Raw genomic sequence first — 20,020 nt, 5'->3', positions numbered from 1 at the left:
TGCCGGCCGCCGCCCCTTGGGGCATGCCCAGCCACTACAATAGGCGCTTGTTCACAAAGGACTGGGATCCCATGCGCACTGACACGCCCGTAACCGTATACCGCAAGGATTATCAGCCCTACCCCTACGATATTCCGGAAGTCTCGCTGGGCTTCGACCTGGTGCCCGAATCGACCGAAGTGCGTTGCGTGATGCAGGTGCGGCGCAAGCCCGGCGCCAGCGCCGACGCGGCCCTGGTGCTGGACGGAGAAGAGCTGGAACTCGTGTCGGTAGGCGTGGATGGCAGCCCGCTGCCCGCCGACCGCTATCATCTGGCCGGGCACAGCCTGGCGCTGTACGGCCTGCCCGAAACGGCCACGGTCGAGATCGTCAGCCGCTGCAAGCCGGCCGCCAACTCCACGCTGATGGGCCTGTACGTATCGGGCGGCAACTTCTTCACCCAGTGCGAGGCCGAGGGCTTTCGCCGCATCACCTGGTTCGCCGACCGCCCCGACGTGATGTCGCGCTACCGCGTGACGCTGCGGGCCACGGCCGATTACCCCGTGCTGCTGTCCAACGGCAACCTGCTGGCCTCGCGCCAGCTGGCCGACGGCCGCAACGAAGTCGAATGGGAAGACCCCTTCCCCAAGCCCTGCTACCTGTTCGCGCTGGTCGCGGGCAAGCTCACGCACCGCGAAACCACCGTGCGCACCGCCAGCGGCCGCGACGTGTTGCTGCAGGTCTACAGCGATCCCGGCTCGGAAGACAAGACCGAATGGGCGCTGGATTCGCTGGTGCGCGCGCTGCGCTGGGACGAGACCCGCTTCGGACTGGAGCTGGACCTGGACCGCTTCATGGTCGTGGCCGTGCACGACTTCAACATGGGGGCGATGGAGAACAAGGGCCTGAACATCTTCAACGCGGCCTATGTGCTGGCCGACGCCCAGACCGCCACCGACGCCAACTATGAAGGCATCGAATCGGTCATCGGCCACGAGTATTTCCATAACTGGACCGGCAACCGCGTCACCTGCCGCGACTGGTTCCAGCTCAGCCTGAAGGAAGGCCTGACCGTCTTCCGCGACCAGGAATTCAGCGCCGACATGATGGCGCAGGGCATGGACGAGGCCGCCGCCGCCAGCGCCCGCGCGGTCAAGCGCATCGACGACGTGGTGGCGCTGCGCGCCGCCCAGTTCCCCGAAGACGCCGGTCCCATGGCCCACCCGATCCGCCCGGAAAGCTACCAGGAGATCGGCAACTTCTACACCGCCACCGTGTACGAAAAGGGCGCCGAGGTCATCCGCATGCAGCACACGCTGCTGGGCGAGGCGGGCTTTCGCGCCGGCATGGATGAGTACTTCCGCCGCCATGACGGCCAGGCCGTGACCTGCGACGACTTCGTCGCCGCCATGGAATCGGTCTACGTGCGCCAGCATCCCGGCCGCGACCTGTCGGTGTTCCGCCGCTGGTACCGTCAGGCCGGCACGCCGCGCGTGACGGTCAGGCTGGAACACGACGCCGCCGCGCAACGCTGCACGGTCACGCTGAGCCAGGAATGCGCGCCCGTCGGCGTCGAAAAGAAGGCTGGCGCGGACTACGTCAAGGCGCCGTACCACATCCCCTTCGCTATCGGGCTGCTCGACGCCCAGGGCCGCGCCCTGCCGCTCAAGCAAGACGGCAAGGTGTCGGATACCGCGCTGCTGGAGCTGACCACGCAAAGCCAGCAATGGACCTTCGACGGCATCGCCGAGCCGCCCGTGCCGTCGCTGCTGCGCGACTTTTCCGCGCCGGTAATCGTCGAGTACGACTGGACCGACGCCGAGCTGGCCCTGCTCTCGGCCCATGACGCCAACCCCTTCGCGCGCTGGGAAGCCGGCCAGGAACTGGCCACGCGCCAGATCCTGGCGCTGGCCGAGGCGCGCCAGGCCGGCCGCACGCTGCATGCCGACCCCGCCTTCATCGACGCCTGGCGCGCGCTGCTGACCGATCCCGCGATCGACGCCGCGTTCCGCGCCCGCGCGCTGGCCCTGCCCTCGGAAAAAACGCTGGCCGAACGCATGGCCGCCGTCGATCCCCCGGCGCTGTCGGTGGCCCGCGACTTCCTGCGCGCAGAACTGGGCCGCCAGTTGGCCGCCGAATTCCGCGCCGCCTTCGACGCCAACCAGACGCCGGGCGAATACAGCCCCGCGCCCGAGCCCGCCGGCAAGCGCGCGCTGAAGAACCTGGCGCTGGCGCACCTGATGGCCGCCGGCGACCAGGACGCCCAGCGCCTGGCCGAACAGCAGTACGCGTCGGCCGACAACATGACCGACAGCATGGCCGCGCTGTCCGCGCTGATCAACTACGGCCAGGGCGACTATCCGCAGCAGGCGCTGGCCGCCTTCTACGACAAGTGGCGGGACAACCCGCTGGTGATCGACAAGTGGTTCGCGCTGCAGGCCACGGCCCGCTCGACCACGGTGCAGAACGCGCGCGAGCTGATGGCGCATCCCGCCTTCACCCTGCGCAACCCGAACCGCGCCCGCGCGCTGGTGTTCCAGTTCTGCCTGAACAACGCCCGCGGCATGCACCACCCGGACGGCTCGGGCTACGCGTTCTGGGCCGATCAGGTGCTGGCGCTGGACGCGCTCAACCCGGAGGTCGCCGCCCGCCTGGCGCGCGCGCTGGACAACTGGTCGCGCTACGTGCCGGCGCTGCGCGCGCCCATGAAGGAAGCATTGCAACGCGTGCGCGCGCAGGACGGCCTGTCGCGCAACGTGCAGGAAATCGTATCCAAAGCCTTGGAATTCGCAGCATAGGGAGACCCTCTTGAAACGCAAAACCCTCACCCAATACCTGGTGGAGCAGCAGCGCTCCGCCCAGGCCCTCGCGCCCGAGGTGCGCCTGCTCATCGAAGTGGTGGCGCGCGCCTGCAAGGCCATCAGCCACGCGGTCAGCAAGGGCGCGCTCGGCGGCGTGCTGGGCAGCCTGGACAGCGAGAACGTCCAGGGCGAAGTGCAGAAGAAACTGGACGTGCTGTCCAACGAGATCCTGCTCGAAGCCAATGAATGGGGCGGCCACCTCGCGGCCATGGCCTCGGAAGAGATGGAAACCATCCATCCGATCCCGAACCGCTACCCCAAGGGCGAATACCTGCTGCTGTTCGATCCGCTGGACGGCTCGTCGAACATCGACGTGAACGTGTCGATCGGCACCATCTTCTCGGTGCTGCGCGCCCCGCACCACGTGGCCGGCGCCCCGGTGACCGAAGCGGACTTCCTGCAGCCCGGCAAACAGCAGGTCGCGGCCGGCTACGCCGTCTACGGCCCGCAGACCATGCTGGTGCTGACCATCGGCAACGGCGTGGTCGGCTTCACGCTGGACCGCGAGATGGGTTCCTGGGTGCTGACGCACGAGGACATCTGCGTGCCCGAGGACACCAAGGAATTCGCGATCAACATGTCGAACATGCGCCACTGGGCCCCGCCGGTCAAGCGCTACATCGACGACTGTCTGGCCGGCAAGACCGGTCCGCTGGGCAAGGACTACAACATGCGCTGGATCGCCTCGATGGTGGCCGACGTGCATCGCATCCTGACCCGTGGCGGCATCTTCATGTATCCCTGGGACGCGCGCGAGCCCGGCAAGGCTGGCAAGCTGCGCCTGATGTACGAGGCCAACCCGATGAGCTTCCTGATCGAGCAGGCCGGCGGCGCGTCGATCAACGGCACGCAGCGCATCCTCGACATTCAGCCCGACCAGCTGCACCAGCGCGTGAGCGTGATCCTGGGCTCGAAGAACGAAGTCGAGCGCGTCGGCCGCTACCACGCCGAGGACGCGGCGCAGGGCTGAGCGCCTGACGACCGTCCGCGCGCGTCGCCTCGCCCATGCATCCCGGGCGGCGCGACGCGAAAATGACTAAGCCCCGGCCTGGCCGGGGCTTGGTCATTGGGGCTGCGTCATCGAGGCCGGTTCAGCAAGGCCCGGCCATCGAGGCGCGAATCGCGCCCTTGCCTACTTCACTTCTTCGATCGACTTCACGTCGTCCTTGTTGATCTGCACCTTGCGGCCGTCCTTCTCATACTCATAAGTGCCCGACTTCTTGTCGTATTCGGGCTTGTCGGACGTCACGGTCGAGCTGCCGTCTCGCTGATTGATCACCGAGGGCGTGGAGCAGCCGGCCAACACCGCGAATCCGGTCATCGCCAGAGCCAGGGCCATATTCTTGATTTTCATGAGCGTGTTCTCCGAGAATGGCAAGAGCATTCACTCTACCGTCCCGAACACGCTCAGCCGGTGACGGGATGTGGCGAAAATGCATACGAACGTAATACCCGTTCGACGCCCCGGGACCGCCGCGTCGCCCGGCCTTTTCCCAGGGGAAACACCGAAAAAAACCCCTCGCGGGACGCGCCCGTGAGGGGTTTTCAAGGACTTACATGCCGCAAGCAGCCATTACAGGGCTGGCGGCATCCGGCATCACATCTTGGCGTGGGCCTCGAGGTAGCGCCGCACGGCGGCCGCGTCGCAGTCCATGACCTCGACGCGCTGCGGCAGCGATTCCAGGTCCGCCAGATTGCCTGGCGGCACGGCCGGACGGCCCAGCGCTTCCTCGATGGTCTCGGAGAACTTGGCCGGCAAGGCGGTTTCCAGCACCAGCATGGGCACGCCCGGCTCGACGAACTCGCGCGCGACCTTGACGCCGTCGGCGGTGTGCGGATCGACCAGCACGCCGGACTCGTCGTACACCGAACGGATGGTGGCCAGGCGGTCGGCGTGAGTGCTGGCGCCCGATACGAAGCCGTAGCGCGATTCGAACTCCGGCTTGAGCGCCGACAGGTCGAAGGCGCCGTCGCGCGCCAGGCCGGCCCACAGCGCCTGCACGCGGGCCGGGTCGCGGCCCACCAGATCGAACACGAAGCGCTCGAAGTTGGACGCGCGCGAGATGTCCATGGACGGGCTGGACGTAGCGTAGGTCTGCTCGGCCGGACGCGGACGGTAGACGCCGGTGCGGAAGAACTCTTCCAGCACGTTGTTCTCGTTCGTGGCCAGCACCAGCCGGCGCACCGGCAACCCCATGCTGCGGGCGATGTGGCCCGACAGGATGTTGCCGAAGTTACCCGAGGGCACCGCGAACGAGACCTGGTCGCCGGCCTTGGACGTGGCGCGCAGCCAGCCGTGGAAGTAGTACACCACCTGGGCGGCGATGCGCGCCCAGTTGATGGAGTTCACGGCGCCCAGGCGGTAGCGCGTCTTGAAGTCCAGGTCGCCGGCCAGGGCCTTGACGATGTCCTGGGCCTGGTCGAACACACCGCGCACGGCGATGTTGTGGATGTTCTCGTCCTGCAGCGAATACATCTGCGCGCGCTGGAAGGCGCTCATGCGGCCGTGCGGCGACAGCATGAACACCGACACGCCGCGCTTGCCGCGCAGCGCGTACTCGGCCGCCGAACCAGTGTCGCCGGAAGTGGCGCCCAGGATGTTCAGCGTGGCGCCACGCTTGCCCAGCACGTATTCGAAGACCTGGCCCAGGAACTGCATGGCCATGTCCTTGAACGCCAGCGTCGGGCCCTCTGACAGGCCCAGCAGCGACAGGCCGCCGGCCAGCGGGCGCAGCGGCACGATGTCCTCGCTGCTGAACACCTGCGTGTTGTAGGCCGCGCGCGTCAGGCGGCGCAGGTCCTCGGCCGGGATGTCGGTGGCGAACAGCGACAGCACCTCGAACGCCAGATCGGCATACGACAGGCCGCGCCAGGACTCCAGCGTCTGCGCCGACACCTGCGGCAGTTGCTCGGGCACGGCCAGCCCGCCGTCCGGCGCCAGGCCTTCGAGCAGGATGTCCGAGAATTCCAGCGCGGCCATGCCGCCACGTGTAGAGATATATTTCATATCAGTGCTCCATGGCGTTGCCGCGCCAACCGCAACGGTTGCCGCCCCATCGGGATGCCGCGGAGCCGGCTTTGCCGGTCCGCAGGCATGCCCCCTTGAGGGGGAAGCGCGTAGCGCTTCGGGGGTGGGCCTGTCTCTTCATGCCAGGTGCTCCACGCGCAGGCGGGTCACTTTCGAACGCACGAACGGCAGCGACTCGATGCGTTCGATGGCCTGGTTGACATTGCCTTCCAGCGCCTCGTGCGTCAGGAAGATGATGTCGGCGCCGCCGATGCTGGACGGCTGCTGGATCATCGAACCGATCGAGATCGAACGGTCGGCCAGCAGGCGCGCGATGTCGGCCAGCACGCCCGGCTGGTCGTCCACGCGCAGGCGCAGGTAGTACGAGGTGCTGACCTGCTCGATCGGCAGGATCGGCGTGTCGGACATGGCGTCGGGCTGGAAGGCCAGGTGCGGCACGCGGTTGCCCGGGTCGGCCGTATGCAGGCGGGTCACGTCGACCAGGTCGGCCACCACGGCCGAGGCGGTGGGCTCTTCGCCCGCGCCCTGGCCGTAGTACAGCGTCGGGCCCACGGCGTCGCCCTTGACCAGCACGGCGTTCATCGCGCCCTCGACATTGGCCAGCAGGCGCTCGGCCGGCACCAGCGCGGGGTGCACGCGCAGCTCGATGCCCTCGGCGCGGCGCTTGGTGATGCCCAGCAGCTTGATGCGGTAGCCCAGGCGCTCGGCCAGCTCGATGTCATCGGCGGCCAGCTGCGAGATGCCTTCGATGTAGGCGCGATCGAACTGCACCGGCACGCCGAAGGCCAGCGAGGCCAGCAGGGTCAGCTTGTGCGCCGCGTCCACGCCCTCGACGTCGAAGGTCGGGTCGGCCTCGGCATAGCCCAGGCGCTGCGCCTCGGCCAGCACGTCGGCGAAGGGCAGGCCGCGCGTGCGCATCTCGGACAGGATGAAATTGGTGGTGCCGTTGATGATGCCGGCGACCCACTGGATGCGGTTGGCGGTCAGGCCTTCGCGGATGGCCTTGATGATGGGGATGCCGCCGGCCACGGCGGCCTCGAAGGCCACCATCACGCCGCGCTCGTGCGCGGCGGCGAATATCTCGTTGCCATGCTTGGCCAGCAGCGCCTTGTTGGCGGTGACCACGTGCTTGCCGTTGGCGATGGCCTCGAGCACCAGCTCGCGGGCCAGCGTGTCGCCGCCGATCAGCTCGACCACGATGTCGATGGCCGGGTCGCGCACCAGCGCGTGCACATCGGTATCCACCGGCAGCGTGTCGCCCACGCGCGAGCGCGCCTTGGCCACGTCGCGCACGGCGGCGCGGGTCACTTCAATGCGGCGGCCGGCGCGGCGCGCGATTTCCTCGGCGTTGCGCGACAGCACCGTCCAGGTGCCGCCACCGACCACGCCCAGGCCCAGCAGGCCGACTCTCATGGGATTCATCGCGGCGCCCTCGGCGGGCGGGCGTTGAGGGGAATTCATTGTATTTCTCCAATATGCTGCGTCATGGCCACCGTCACCGGCGTCGCTGCGCTGGGCCGCGCGGAGCCGGCTTTGCCGGTCCGCTGCGGCGCCCCCTGGGGGGAAGCGCGCAGCGCTTCGGGGGGAGCCTCTACTTCAGCAGTCCGTCTTTACGGAACATGTCCTTGATGCCGCGCACCGCCTGGCGGGTGCGCTGCTCGTTTTCGATAAGAGCGAAGCGCACGTATTCGTCGCCGTACTCGCCGAAGCCGATCCCGGGGGAAACGGCCACCTTCGCATCCGACAGGACACGCTTGGAGAATTCCAAAGAACCCATCGCCCTGTAGGGTTCGGGGATCTGCGCCCAGATGTACATGGACGCCTTGGGAATCTCCACATTCCAACCTGCTTCATGCAGACCGCGCGCGAGCACGTCGCGGCGGCTTTGGTATTGGGCCACGATCTCGCTGACGCAATCCTGCGGGCCGTCCAGCGCGGCGATGGACGCCACCTGGATCGGCGTGAACGTGCCGTAGTCGTGATAGCTCTTGATGCGCGCCAGCGCGCCGACCAGCTCGCGGTTGCCGACCATGTAGCCGATGCGCCAGCCCGCCATGTTGTAGCTCTTGCTCATCGTGAAGAACTCGACGGCGACATCGCGCGCGCCGGGCACCTGCATGATGGACGGCGCCACGTAGCCGTCGAAGGTGATGTCGGCGTAGGCCAGGTCATGCACGACCAGGATGTCGTGTTCCTTGGCCAGCGCCACCACGCGCTCGAAGAACGACAGGTCCACGCACTGCGCGGTGGGGTTGCTGGGAAAGCCCAGCACCATCATCTTGGGCTTGGGAATGGACTCGCGCACGGCGCGCTCCAGTTCCTCGAAGAAATCCACGCCCGGCGTCATGCGCACCGAACGGATGTTGGCGCCGGCGATGACCGCGCCGTAGATGTGGATGGGGTAGCTGGGATTGGGCACCAGCACGGTGTCGCCGCGGTCCAGCGTGGCCAGCATCAGGTGGGCCAGGCCTTCCTTGGAGCCGATGGTGACGATGGCCTCGGAATCCGGATCCAGCTCGACCGCGTAGCGGCGCTGGTACCAGTCACAGATGGCCTTGCGCAGGCGCGGGATGCCCTTGGACACCGAGTAGCCGTGCGTGGTCGGGCGGGTGGACGCTTCCACCAGCTTGTCGACGATGTGCTTAGGGGTCGCGCCGTCCGGATTGCCCATGGACATGTCGATGATGTCTTCGCCGCGCCGCCGGGCCGCCATCTTGAGCTCGCCGGTAATGTTGAAAACGTACGGGGGCAGGCGCTCGATGCGGGAGAACTTCCTCATGATGGGAATCCTTAGGGGGCGAGGGGGCGAAAAAATCCAGGGCGCGGATGCGCTCGGGTGAAAACGGGACCGCAGGCCGCGCGCGGACACGATTGCAGCGCAGCAAAACCCTGTAATCTAGCGCAAGCGCGCCCAGGCGGCAAATGGTGCAAAAACGGGGCCTGCTCCCCCGTTTTTCCCAGGGAAACCGCCGGCCCCAGCCGACCCTTCCCGATCCGGTCCGGCGACCGTGGATACCCTGCAACATGCAGTCATTCCGATGCGCTATCATCGGGTACACCAAGCCGGAGTTTTTATTGAAGCTGCATACCGATCCTGCGACGGCCGCCCTGAATACCGTCACCGCTTACGGTGATGGCTACATCGAGGTCAACCAGGTACGTTTTTCCTCCTCGGTCGCTTTCGGACCCGAAGGCGAAGTCACCACCTGGCCCGTGCAGTCGCCGGCCGACATCACCTCAGCCCTGCTGCACCAGGCCGCCGGAATGGTCGAGCCCGTGCGCGACCCGCTGGCCTTCCTGGACGAACCCGAAGCCGCCCCCGGCCGCCCGGCCAACGCGCCCGAGGTGCTGCTGGTGGGCACGGGCGCGCGCCAGCGTTTCCTGCGTCCCGAGGTCTTGCGTCCCCTGTTGGCCATCGGCGTGGGCGTGGAAGTGATGGACACCCACGCGGCCTCGCGCACCTACAACATCCTGATGGCGGAGGGCCGGCGCGTGGTCGTCGCCCTCATCCCCCCGAACGGAGATTCCCCCGAATGACGCCGAGCATAGGCAAACCCGCCCCGCTGTTCACGGCCGAGAGCACCATCGGCCCGATCAGCCTGGAGCAGTGCCAGGGCCGCGCTGTGGTCCTGTACTTCTACCCCAAGGACAACACCCCTGGCTGCACCACTGAAAGCCAGGATTTCCGCGACCTGCACGCCGAGTTCCTGTCGGCCAGCGCGGTCGTGGTCGGCATCTCGCGCGATTCGCTGAAGTCGCACGAGAATTTCAAGGCCAAGTACGAGCTTCCTTTCCCGTTGATCTCCGACGCCGACGAAACCGTCTGCAACCTGTACGGCGTCATCAAGCAGAAGAACATGTACGGCAAGCAGGTGCGCGGCATCGAGCGCAGCACCTTTCTGATCGACGCCTATGGCGTGCTGGTGCAGGAGTGGCGCGGGGTGAAGGTCCCGGGCCACGCCAAGGAAGTCCTGCAAGCCGCCAAAAGCATCGGTTAGCCGTGCGAGCAAGACCCGTCAGGCGCCATAGCCAGCCGGCCCACACTGGAGAGTGACTCATATGCCGCTTCCGAAGTTGCCTACCCGCCCCGCAGCTATCCTGACCTTCCCCTCGGGCGAGAACGCCCGGGCGCAGGGCCGCAGCACCAAGACCGCCGCTGCGCGGTCCAACACGCAAGCCGCCCTTGCCGAGGACGACGACGACCTGCTGGTCCAGCCCGAGCTGGACGGCATGGCCGCCCCGGCCGCCCGTGGCAAGTCCCAGATTCCCGCGCCCGCCCGCCAGGTGCCGCCGCCCGCCCCCGCGGCGCCGGCCGCCCGCGCCGAGCGCCCCGTCAAGGCCGCCCCGGCGCCGGCCAAGCGCGCCAAGGCGCGCGCGCAGAACGCGCCCAGCAAGCTGTTCGTGCTGGACACCAACGTGCTGCTGCACGATCCCAGCTCGCTGTTCCGCTTTGAAGAGCACGACATCTTCCTGCCGATGATGACGCTGGAAGAGCTGGACCACCAAAAGAAGGGCATGTCCGAAGTGGCGCGCAACGCGCGCCAGGTCAGCCGCTCGCTGGACGCGCTGGTGCAGGACGCCAAGCAGCTGGACGACGGCCTGGAGCTGTCGGCGCTGGGCAACAAGGACGCCACCGGCCGCCTGATGTTCCAGACCACGGCCATCCACAGCACCCTGCCCTCGGACCTGCCCATGGGCAAGGCCGACAACCAGATCCTGGGCGTGGTGCGGGCGCTGCAGGAGAAGTACCCGCAGCGCGAGGTCGTGCTGGTGTCGAAAGACATCAACATGCGCCTGAAGGCCCGCGCGCTGGGCATGGCGGCCGAGGACTACTACAACGACCACGTCCTGGAAGACTCGGACCTGATGTACTCGGGCGTGATGCAGCTGCCCGAAGACTTCTGGAACAAGCACGGCAAGAACGTCGAATCCTGGCAACAGGGCGGCACCACGTTCTACCGCATCCACGGCCCGCTGTGCGCGCAGTTCGTGGTCAACCAGTTCGTCTACTTCGAAGGCCAGATGCCGCTGTACGCGCAGGTGCGCGAGGTCAGCGGCAAGACGGCGGTGCTGGCCACGCTGCGCGACTACACCCACGGCAAGAACAATGTCTGGGGCATCACCGCGCGCAATCGCGAGCAGAACTTCGCCATGAACCTGCTGATGAACCCGGAATGCGACTTCGTGTCGCTGCTGGGCCAGGCAGGCACGGGCAAGACGCTGCTGGCGCTGGCGGCCGGCATCACCCAGGTGCTGGAGACCAAGCGCTACACCGAGATCATCATGACCCGCGTCACGGTGCCGGTGGGCGAGGACATCGGCTTCCTGCCGGGCACCGAAGAGGAAAAGATGCTGCCCTGGATGGGCGCCCTGGAAGACAACCTGGACGTGCTGAACATGGGCGAAGGCGAAGGCAACGGCGATTGGGGGCGGGCCGCCACCATGGACCTGATCCGCTCGCGCATCAAGGTCAAGTCGCTGAACTTCATGCGCGGCCGCACCTTCCTCAACAAGTACCTCATCATCGACGAGGCGCAGAACCTGACGCCCAAGCAGATGAAGACGCTCGTCACGCGCGCCGGTCCCGGCACCAAGGTGATCTGTCTGGGCAACATCGCCCAGATCGACACGCCCTACCTCACCGAGGGCAGCTCGGGCCTGACCTTCGTGGTCGACCGCTTCAAGGGCTGGCCGCACGCGGGCCACGTCACGCTGCAGCGCGGCGAGCGCTCGCGGCTGGCGGACTACGCGGGCGACGTGCTCTGACCTGGCGTTCCGTCTGGCAACAAAAAAGCCCCTTGATCCGCTCAAGGGGCTTTTTCTTTGAGGCCGCGTCCAGGAGAGCGGGCGCGGCGGCCGCCGGCTTACTTCTCGGCGGCGTTGGTGATGGCGTTGCCGGCCCGCGACACGTCCTTGCCCATGCCGGCCATGGTGTTGCACCCGGCGAGCACGAAACCGAACACCACGAAGGCGGTCAACACAATCTTCCCGCGCATGCTGGAACTCCTGATCAAGTGAAAGGGAAACGGCGCCCAGCTTAAACGATCTGCACGCGCAGTTCGCCCAGCCCCTCGATGCCGCCGGTGATGACATCGCCCTTGACGACGGCGCCCACGCCCTCGGGCGTGCCGGTGAAGATGATGTCGCCCGGCTGCAGCTCGAACAGGCCCGACAGGTAGGCGATGCTTTCCGGCACGTTCCAGATCATCTGCGAGATGTCGCTGGACTGCTTGCGCTGGCCGTTCACGTCCAGCCAGATGGCGCCCTTGTCCAGCGTGCCCACGGCGCTGCGCGGATGGATGGGGCCCAGCGGCGCGGACTGGTCGAAGGCCTTGCCCACTTCCCAGGGGCGGCCCTGCTTCTTCATTTCGCCCTGCAGGTCGCGGCGGGTCATGTCCAGGCCCAGCGCATAGCCCCAGACGCAGTCGTTGGCCTGCTCGACCGGAATATCGCGGCCGCCCTTGCCCAGCACCACGACCAGCTCCATCTCGTAGTGCAGGTTGGACGTCTTGGGCGGGTAAGGCATCTTGCCGGTTTCGCCGTCGGCCACGTTCAGCACGGCGTCAGCGGGCTTGCAGAAGAAGAACGGGTCTTCGCGGCCGGTGAAGCCCATTTCCTTGGCGTGCTCGGCGTAGTTGCGGCCGACGCAATAGACACGGCGCACCGGAAAGCGCGCGCTGCTGCCGACGACGGGAACCGAGGTCTGCGGGGAAGGAGGCAATACGTAGTCCATGCTGACTCAACCTATGACGAGCGCGCGGCCGGGTATCGGCGCGCGGATGACGGAACCTGAGGAAATGGCCGCCGCTCCGCTCTGGGGTTACAGCGGGGCGGCGCGCGAAACATCCGGAAGTTTATCCCTTTCCGGCCAGGGCGGAAGCGCTCATGCGGGCGTTTTGAACCCAGGGATATCCCCATCGAACACCACCAGCCGCGCGATGAAACCGGCCATGTAGGCCTTCATTTCCTGGTGCGCGGACGAGACCTGGTAGCGGTCGTGCGCCGCGCTGTCGGCAAACGCGGCGACCACCGCGTGCGTCAGCCCGTCGGCGCGCGAGGCCTCGTTGGCGCGGAAGGCATAGGCCGCGACGCCGTCGCATTCGGCCAGGATGCGGCGGCAATAGCCCTGCACCCGTTCGTGGAAGCCCGCGTCCGCGTCGGCGGACAGGCTCAGCATGACGACATGAAGAAACATCAGGACTCCTTTCTGGATCGGGTTGCGGCCAGCCACAGACGCGAGATCAGGCCCATGATGCCGTCGCGCAGCAGCAGCACGCACAGCACGAAGATGGCGCCCTGCACGATCAGCACCCAGGACCCCAGCGGCGCCAGGTAGTTCTGCAGGGACACGAAGGTGAAGGCGCCGGCCAGCGGGCCGAAGACGGTGCCGATGCCGCCCAGCAGCGCCATCAGCACCACTTCGCCGTTGGCGTGCCAGTGCACGTCGGTCAGCGAGGCCACGCCGAACACCAGCACCTTCAGACCGCCGGCCAGCCCGGCCAGCGAGGCGGACAAGGTGAAGGCCAGCAGCTTGTAGCGCGACGTGGAATAGCCCAGCGAGCGAGCGCGCTGTTCGTTGTCGCGCACCGAGCGTATGACCTCGCCGAAAGGCGAGTTCAGCACCCGCAGCACGAAGGCGTAGCCCAGCGCGAACACGGCCAGCGTGAAGTAGTACATGGGCATGACGCCGTCCAGGTCCCAGATCCCGAACAGCTTGCCGCGCGGCACGCTTTGCAGGCCGTCCTCGCCGCCGGTGAAGCCGGCCTGCACGGCGATGAAGTACACCAGCTGCGACAGGGCCAGCGTGATCATGGCGAAGTAGATGCCCTGGCGGCGGATGGCGATGGCGCCGAAGGCCAGCCCCAGCAGCCCGCCAGTCAACGCCCCGGCCAGCAGTCCCAGCTCGGGCGTGGCGCCCAGCAGCTTCATGACGATGCCGGTGGCGTAGGCCGCCGCGCCGAAGAAGGCCGCGTGGCCGAAGGACAGCAGCCCCACATAGCCCACCAGCAGATTGAACGCCGCCGCGAACAGCGCGAAGCACAGTACCTTCATCAGGAACGTGGGGTACACGAACCAGGGCGCGGCCAGCGCCAGCACCGCCAGCGCCGCCATGGCCACGCGCATGGCGCGCCGGCCCAGCTGCACCGGTTCGCGCGTGGCCTCGGCGGCCAGCACGTTCTGCACCTGCAAGGGCTTGCCGAACAGGCCCGCCGGCTTGCACAGCAGCACCAGCACCATGATGATGAAGATCGCCAGGTTGGCGGCCTCGGGGTAGAACACCTTGGTCAGCCCCTCGATCACGCCCAGGCCGAAGCCGCTGACGATGGCGCCCATGATGGAGCCCATGCCGCCGATCACCACCACCGCGAACACGACCACCACCAGGTTCGAACCCATCATGGGACTGACCTGGTAGATGGGCGCCGCGATCACGCCGGCCACCGAGGCCAGCGCCACGCCCAGCGCATAGGTCAGCGTGATGAGCAAAGGCACGTTGATGCCGAACGAGCGCACCACCACCGGATTCTCGGTGGCCGCGCGCAGCATGGCGCCGATGCGGGTCTTCTCCATCAGCGCCCAGACCAGCAGGCACAGCGCCAGCGACACCAGCACGGCCCAGCCGCGATACCAGGGCAGGAACATGAAGCCCAGGTTGACGCCGCCGGACAGCGCCTTGGGGATGGTGTACGGCAGACCCGACACGCCATAGGCCTGCCGCAGTCCGCCTTCGATCAGCAGCGCGATGCCGAAGGTCAGCAGCAGCCCGTACAGATGATCCATGCGGTAGGTGCGCGAGATCAGCAGACGTTCCGTCACGACGGCGAAGACGGCCATGATGAGCGGCACCAGCACCAGCGCCGCCCAGTAGTTCACGCCCACGTAGTTCAGCAGCATCCAGGCCAGGAAGGCGCCCGCGGTGTACTGCGCGCCGTGGGCGAAGTTGATGATGTTCAGCAAGCCGAAGATCACCGCCAGGCCGATCGACAGCAAGGCGTAGAAGGAACCATTGATGAGGCCGAGCAGCAGCTGGCCGAAGAGTGCCGTGGACGGCACGCCGAATATTTCGAACACGGAAATCTCCCCTCAGACACCCAGGCGGCGCGTGATCCGCTCCGGATCATTGCGCGCCTCGTCGGCCGACATCTGGTCGACCACGCGGCCATGCTCCATCACGTAATGGCGGTCGGCCACCTTGGTCGCGAAGCGGAAGTTCTGCTCGACCAGCACGATGGTGAAGCCGCGCTGCTTGAGCGTGCGGATGGCCTGCCCGATCTGCTGCACGATGACCGGGGCCAGGCCCTCGGTCGGCTCGTCCAGCAGGATCAGCTGGGCGCCGGTGCGCAGGATGCGGGCGATGGCCAGCATCTGCTGCTCGCCGCCGGACAGGTTGCCGCCCGAGCTGGCGCTGCGTTCGCGCAGGTTCGGGAACAGCGCGTAGATCTCGTCCAGCGTCATGCCGCCGTCGGCCAGCCTCGGCGGCAGCATCAGGTTCTCGGTCACGTTCAGGCTGCGGAACACGGCCCGCTCTTCCGGGCAATACACCACGCCCAGGCGCGGGATGCGGTGCGGCGCCATGGCGATGGTTTCCTGGTCGTTCAGGCGGATCGAGCCGCTGCGCTTGTCCAGAATGCCCATGATGGCGCGCAGCGTGGTGGTCTTGCCGGCGCCGTTGCGGCCCAGGATGGTGACCAGCTCGCCGCGCCTGACCTCGATGTCCACGCCGTGCAGCACATGCGATTCGCCGTACCAGGCGTTGAGCTTGTTGATGGACAGCATCAGTGCGCCTCCTCTTGCGCGCCCATGTAGGCGGTGATGACGCGCTCGTCGCGCGACACGGCGGCGTAGTCGCCCTGGGCCAGCACGGCGCCGCGCGCCAGCACGGTGATGGTGTCGGACAGGTCCGCGACCACGGACAGGTTGTGTTCCACCATGAGGATGCTGCGCTTGGCCGACACGCGCCGGATCAGCGCCGCGATGCGCGCCACGTCCTCCTGCCCCAGTCCGGCCATGGGCTCGTCCAGCAGCATGATCTCCGGGTCCAGCGCCAGCGTCATGGCGATCTCCAGCGCGCGCTTGCGGCCATAGGGCAGCAGCGCGGCGATGGTGTCGGCCTGGTCATCCAACCCGACGGCGGCCAGCAGTTCCAGCGCGCGCGCGTTGAAGCGGTCCACGCTGCGGCGGCTGCGCCAGAAGCGCATGCCATCGCCATGCTGGCGCATCAGCGCCACGCGCATGTTCTGCAGCACGGTCAGGCCCAGGAACACGGCCGAGATCTGGAACGAGCGCACGATGCCCAGCCGGGCGATCTGCTCGGGCGCCAGCGACGTGATGTCGCGGCCCCGGTAGCGGATCTCGCCCTCGTCCGGCGACAGGAACTTGGTCAGCAGGTTGAAACAGGTGGTCTTGCCGGCGCCGTTCGGGCCGATCAAGGCATGGATGGAGCCTTCCCGCAGGGCCAGCGACACGCCGTCGACGGCGCGAAAGCCGCCGAAGCGCTTGACCAGCCCCCGGGCGGACAGCACGTTTTGTTCGCTCATGGCGGCCTCCCCTACATGCGCGCCAGCAGGCCGCCGTCGATCGCCAGCACCTGGCCGTTGACGAAGGCCGCGCCCGGCGCGGCCAGGTACACCACCGCCGGCGCGATATCGTCCGGCTCGGCCCAGCGTCCGGCCGGCACCGCCGTGGACAGGAAGGACTGGAACTGCGGATTGTCCTGCAGCCCCTGCGTGAAGTCGGTGCGCACGAAGCCCGGCGCCAGCGCGTTGCAGGTGATGCCGCTGCCGCCGTATTCCACGGCCAGCGCCCGCGCGAAGGCGGCGATGGCGCCCTTGGCCGTGGCGTAGGCAGCGATGTTGGGCATGGTGGCCTGCCCGGCCACGGACGACATCAGCACGATGCGGCCGAAGCCGCGCCGGACCATGCCCGGCAGCGCCGCGCGGGCGCAGTTGAAAGCGCCGTTGACGTGCACGTTCTGCAGCGCCTGCCATTCGGCCGGCGTCATCTCGACCACGGGCTTGCGGTTCTGGTTGCCAGCGTTGCTGACCAGCACGTCGGGCGCCCATCCGGCCGCCTCCAGCTCGCGCAGCGCGGCCGCGACGGCCTCGCCGTCGGCCACGTCGAACGGCGCGCCGCGCGCCGGGATGCCCGCCGCGTTCAAGCGTTCGCAGGCCGCGTCGCAGGCCTGCGCGGACAGGTCGTTGACGACCACTTTCGCCCCGGCCCGGCCCAGCGCCAGAGCGATGGCGTACCCCAGTCCCCGCGCCGCGCCCGTCACCAGCGCCACGCGTCCCCCCAGCCCGAAGGCCTGGTCCAGATAATCATTCTTCAAGCCATGTCTCCTTGTATGGAGCCCACCCCCGAAGCGCTACGCGCTTCCCGCAGGGGACGCGGCAGCGGACCGGCAAGGCCGGCTCCACGCTGCCCCGATGGGGCGGCGCCCCATACCTGTGACGCCGCTGCCCCGAGGATGAGCATTGTTCGCCGGATCTTTATTCCTGCCGTGTCCGGTCATGCCTGCCGTCTGTTCTTCGACAAATCGGCGTTGACATAAATCTCAATATACGCGACTATTTTTAAACACTCAATAACAAGATTTTTGGTTTATCTTCCATAACGAGTTCTGGCTAGGAGACAACATGGCCCTCGAAACCCCAGGCTGCCCGGCAGCCAACGCGCTGCCGCCACTGGCCTCGCGCTTCCTGAATGTCGATGAATTGCCCTGGAAGCCCACGCAGGTCGAAGGCATCGACATGAAGGTGCTGATGCAGGACAAGGAAAGCGGCCTCCTGACCGCCCTGTTCCGCTGGCAGCCCGGCACCGAGCTGCCGCTGCACGAGCACGTCGAGGTCGAGCAGACCTATGTGCTGGAAGGCTCCATCGTGGACGCCGAGGGCGAGGTCAGCGCCGGCAACTACGTGTGGCGTCCGCGCGGCAATCGTCACGTGGCGCGCGCGCCGCGGGGCGCGTTGGTGCTGAGCTTTTTCCTGAAACCCAATCTGTTCATCGAGGGCTACGCCGGCCAGACGCTGGAGTAACCCTTGTTGTTCCGACCGTCCGGCACAGGGCGGCGGATCCGGCCATGGCCGGCCGGCGCGCGGGCTTGCCGCCATCGTTTTTTCGCGACTGGCAAGACGCGCGACGGCCACAAGGCATCGCACCCCCAAGAGGAGACAACCATGAAGCAAGCATTCAAACAGACCCTGGCCGCCTGCGCGCTGGGCGCGCTGGCCTGGTCCGCCCAGGCCCAGGTCTCGGACGACGTGGTCAAGATCGGCGTGCTGGGCGACCAGTCCGGCATGATGGCCGACCTGTCCGGCAAGTACGGCGTCGAGGCCGTGAAGATGGCGGTCGAGGATTTCGGCGGCACCGTGCTGGGCAAGCCTATCGAAGTGATCTCGGCCGACCATCAGAACAAGGTGGACATCGGCGTGGCCACCGCCCGCCGCTGGTACGAGAACGACAAGGTCGACATGATCCTGGACGTGCCCAACTCCGCCATCGCGCTGGCGGTGCAGGACCTGACGCGGCAGATGAAGCGCGTGGTGATCTTCACCAGCGCCGGCTCGGCCGACCTGACCGGCAAGGCCTGCTCGCCCAACGGCATGCACTGGACCTACGACACCTATGCCTACGCCACAGGCGTGGCCAGCGGCGTCATGGACGACGGCGGCAAGAGCTGGTTCTTCATCACGTCCGACTATGCCTTCGGCCACTCGCTGGAACGCGACGCGATGGCGGTGGTCAAGAGCAAGGGCGGCCAGGTGCTGGGCAGCGTGCGCCACCCCATCGCCAACGCCGACTTCTCGTCCTTCCTGTTGCAGGCACAGGCGTCCAAGGCCCAGGTGATCGGCCTGGCCAACGGCAGCGGCGACACCATCAACAGCATCAAGCAGGCGTTCGAGTTCGGCATCATGGGCGGCAAGCAGCGCGTGGCCGCGCTGTTCATGAGCATCGTCGACGTGCGCAGCGTGGGGCTGGAATACGCGCAGGGGCTGAACCTGGTCGAGCCGTTCTACTGGGACCTGAACGACCAGACGCGCGTCTGGTCCGAGCGCTACTTCAAGCGCACCGGCCGCATGCCGTCGATGGTGCAGGCCAGCAACTACAGCGCCACCATGCACTACCTGAACGCGGTCAAGGCGGCGGGCACGGACGCGTCCGAGGCCGTGCTCAAGAAGATGCACGACACACCCATCAACGACTTCATGACCGAGAACGGCCGCATCCGCGAGGACGGCCGCGTGATGCGCGACCTGTACCTGTTCAAGGTCAAGTCGCCGGCCGAGTCCAAGCGCGACTGGGACTACTACAACCTGGTGCGCAAGATCCCCGCCGAGCAGGCATTCCGTCCGCTGGCGCAGGGCAACTGCCCTCTGGTGAAGCCATGAGCGGTGGCGTCCCGCAACTGCTGGCCGGCAAGCGCGCCGTCGTCACGGGGGGCGCCAACCCCCGTGGCATCGGCGCGGCGATCGTCCGGCTCTTCATCGAGCATGGCGCGGCGGTGGCCGTGCTGGACCGCGACTATCCGGACGATGACGCCGGCGGCCCCCAAGGCGGCGGCCCCGTGACGCTGCATTGCGACGTATCCAGCGGCGCGTCCTGCGAGGCGGCGATGGCGCGGGCGCAAGAGGCGCTGGGCGGCATCGACGTGCTGGTGAACAACGCCGGCATCGTCGCCGCCACCCGCATCTGGGACCTGCCCGAAGACGAGTTTCGGCGCATGGTGGACGTGAACCTGACCGGCACCTACAACGTCACCCGCGCCGCCCTGCCCGCCCTGCTGGCCAGCGAGCGCAAGCCGGCCATCGTCAACCTGGGTTCCACCGCCGCGCTGCGCGGCGGGGGGCTTCTGGGCGGCTCGCATTACGCCGCGTCCAAGGGCGGGGTCATCAGTTTCACCAAGGCGCTGGCCCGCGAACTGGGCCCGCGCGGGGTGCGCGCCAACTGCGTCGCGCCCGGCATCATCGAGACGGACATGACGCTGGGCAAATTCGGCGAAAATTGGGAAACAGAACTCAAACAAGGCATTCCGCTGCAACGCTTCGGCTCGCCCGCCGAGGTCGCCCAGGCCATTCTCTTCCTGGCATCGGACCTGTCCTCGTATTCCACCGGCATCGTGGTCGACGTCAATGGCGGCTTCCACATTCACTAG

At 67.3% G+C, this 20,020-nt stretch carries 19 protein-coding genes; 8 read left to right on the top strand and 11 right to left on the bottom strand.

The genetic code is table 11. The annotated features are described in order from the left end of the window. Positions 1–71 precede the first annotated feature (71 nt). Complete coding sequence (pepN, locus tag C2U31_RS15015; protein ID WP_103273492.1) at positions 72–2,777, top strand: aminopeptidase N; 2,706 nt, start codon at positions 72–74, stop codon at positions 2,775–2,777. A 10-nt stretch (positions 2,778–2,787) separates the two neighbouring features. Beyond that, positions 2,788–3,810, top strand: coding sequence for a class 1 fructose-bisphosphatase (locus C2U31_RS15010; RefSeq protein ID WP_103273491.1), 1,023 nt, complete (start codon positions 2,788–2,790; stop codon positions 3,808–3,810). A gap of 162 nt (positions 3,811–3,972) precedes the next feature. On the opposite strand, the gene C2U31_RS15005 is transcribed toward C2U31_RS15010, so the two are convergent. From C2U31_RS15005 to alaC, 4 genes are all read right to left on the bottom strand, one after another. Next, positions 3,973–4,194 (bottom strand): YgdI/YgdR family lipoprotein, encoded by a 222-nt coding sequence (locus C2U31_RS15005; protein ID WP_103273490.1) that lies wholly within the window; start codon positions 4,192–4,194, stop codon positions 3,973–3,975. A 243-nt stretch (positions 4,195–4,437) separates the two neighbouring features. Beyond that, positions 4,438–5,847, bottom strand: coding sequence for a threonine synthase (gene thrC / locus C2U31_RS15000; protein ID WP_103273489.1), 1,410 nt, complete (start codon positions 5,845–5,847; stop codon positions 4,438–4,440). A gap of 138 nt (positions 5,848–5,985) precedes the next feature. Continuing rightward, positions 5,986–7,290 (bottom strand): homoserine dehydrogenase, encoded by a 1,305-nt coding sequence (locus tag C2U31_RS14995; protein WP_103273488.1) that lies wholly within the window; start codon positions 7,288–7,290, stop codon positions 5,986–5,988. A gap of 169 nt (positions 7,291–7,459) precedes the next feature. Then, a complete protein-coding gene (alaC, locus tag C2U31_RS14990; RefSeq protein WP_103273487.1) occupies positions 7,460–8,647 on the bottom strand; it encodes an alanine transaminase in 1,188 nt (395 codons plus the stop codon). A gap of 296 nt (positions 8,648–8,943) precedes the next feature. Between alaC and C2U31_RS14985 the strand changes: the two genes are divergently transcribed. The 3 genes from C2U31_RS14985 (at position 8,944) to C2U31_RS14975 (ending at position 11,634) form a co-directional block, all read left to right on the top strand. After that, a complete protein-coding gene (locus tag C2U31_RS14985; RefSeq protein ID WP_103273486.1) occupies positions 8,944–9,405 on the top strand; it encodes an Mth938-like domain-containing protein in 462 nt (153 codons plus the stop codon). Further along, positions 9,402–9,866 carry a peroxiredoxin gene (locus C2U31_RS14980; protein WP_103273485.1) on the top strand — a complete coding sequence of 155 codons (465 nt, stop codon included), beginning with the start codon at positions 9,402–9,404 and terminating at the stop codon, positions 9,864–9,866. The genes C2U31_RS14985 and C2U31_RS14980 overlap by 4 nt, the downstream gene beginning before the upstream one ends. A 61-nt stretch (positions 9,867–9,927) precedes the next feature. After that, on the top strand, positions 9,928–11,634 hold the full coding sequence (locus C2U31_RS14975) for a PhoH family protein (protein WP_103273484.1): 1,707 nt from the start codon (positions 9,928–9,930) through the stop codon (positions 11,632–11,634). Between the two features lie 98 nt (positions 11,635–11,732). Here C2U31_RS14975 and C2U31_RS14970 read toward each other — a convergent pair whose 3' ends face one another. From C2U31_RS14970 to C2U31_RS14940, 7 genes are all read right to left on the bottom strand, one after another. Continuing rightward, a complete protein-coding gene (locus C2U31_RS14970; RefSeq protein WP_103273483.1) occupies positions 11,733–11,864 on the bottom strand; it encodes an entericidin A/B family lipoprotein in 132 nt (43 codons plus the stop codon). Positions 11,865–11,905: 41 nt separating this feature from the next. Then, positions 11,906–12,601 carry a fumarylacetoacetate hydrolase family protein gene (locus tag C2U31_RS14965; RefSeq protein WP_103273482.1) on the bottom strand — a complete coding sequence of 232 codons (696 nt, stop codon included), beginning with the start codon at positions 12,599–12,601 and terminating at the stop codon, positions 11,906–11,908. 150 nt (positions 12,602–12,751) lie between these two features. Then, complete coding sequence (locus C2U31_RS14960) at positions 12,752–13,063, bottom strand: Dabb family protein (RefSeq protein WP_103273481.1); 312 nt, start codon at positions 13,061–13,063, stop codon at positions 12,752–12,754. Then, entirely contained in the window at positions 13,063–14,940 is a 1,878-nt protein-coding gene (locus tag C2U31_RS14955; RefSeq protein ID WP_103273480.1) for an ABC transporter permease, read from the bottom strand. Before C2U31_RS14955 ends, C2U31_RS14960 begins: the two co-directional genes overlap by 1 nt. 12 nt (positions 14,941–14,952) lie before the next feature. Beyond that, positions 14,953–15,645, bottom strand: a complete 693-nt coding sequence (locus tag C2U31_RS14950) for an ABC transporter ATP-binding protein (protein ID WP_103273479.1) — start codon at positions 15,643–15,645, stop codon at positions 14,953–14,955. After that, positions 15,645–16,406 (bottom strand): ABC transporter ATP-binding protein, encoded by a 762-nt coding sequence (locus tag C2U31_RS14945; protein ID WP_103273478.1) that lies wholly within the window; start codon positions 16,404–16,406, stop codon positions 15,645–15,647. The genes C2U31_RS14950 and C2U31_RS14945 overlap by 1 nt, the downstream gene beginning before the upstream one ends. A gap of 11 nt (positions 16,407–16,417) precedes the next feature. Further along, positions 16,418–17,197 (bottom strand): SDR family NAD(P)-dependent oxidoreductase, encoded by a 780-nt coding sequence (locus C2U31_RS14940; protein WP_103273477.1) that lies wholly within the window; start codon positions 17,195–17,197, stop codon positions 16,418–16,420. Between the two features lie 307 nt (positions 17,198–17,504). Here C2U31_RS14940 and C2U31_RS14935 point away from each other — a divergent pair, with 307 nt between their 5' ends. The 3 genes from C2U31_RS14935 (at position 17,505) to C2U31_RS14925 (ending at position 20,020) form a co-directional block, all read left to right on the top strand. Then, positions 17,505–17,903, top strand: a complete 399-nt coding sequence (locus C2U31_RS14935; RefSeq protein WP_103273476.1) for a cupin domain-containing protein — start codon at positions 17,505–17,507, stop codon at positions 17,901–17,903. Positions 17,904–18,044: 141 nt separating this feature from the next. Beyond that, positions 18,045–19,256 carry an ABC transporter substrate-binding protein gene (locus C2U31_RS14930; RefSeq protein WP_103273475.1) on the top strand — a complete coding sequence of 404 codons (1,212 nt, stop codon included), beginning with the start codon at positions 18,045–18,047 and terminating at the stop codon, positions 19,254–19,256. Further along, entirely contained in the window at positions 19,253–20,020 is a 768-nt protein-coding gene (locus C2U31_RS14925) for an SDR family NAD(P)-dependent oxidoreductase (RefSeq protein WP_103273474.1), read from the top strand. Before C2U31_RS14930 ends, C2U31_RS14925 begins: the two co-directional genes overlap by 4 nt.

This window comes from Achromobacter sp. AONIH1, from assembly GCF_002902905.1.
Classification (GTDB): domain Bacteria; phylum Pseudomonadota; class Gammaproteobacteria; order Burkholderiales; family Burkholderiaceae_B; genus Achromobacter.
Note: the sequence above shows the minus strand (reverse complement) of the source record. Positions and strands in the feature narration are given on the sequence as shown.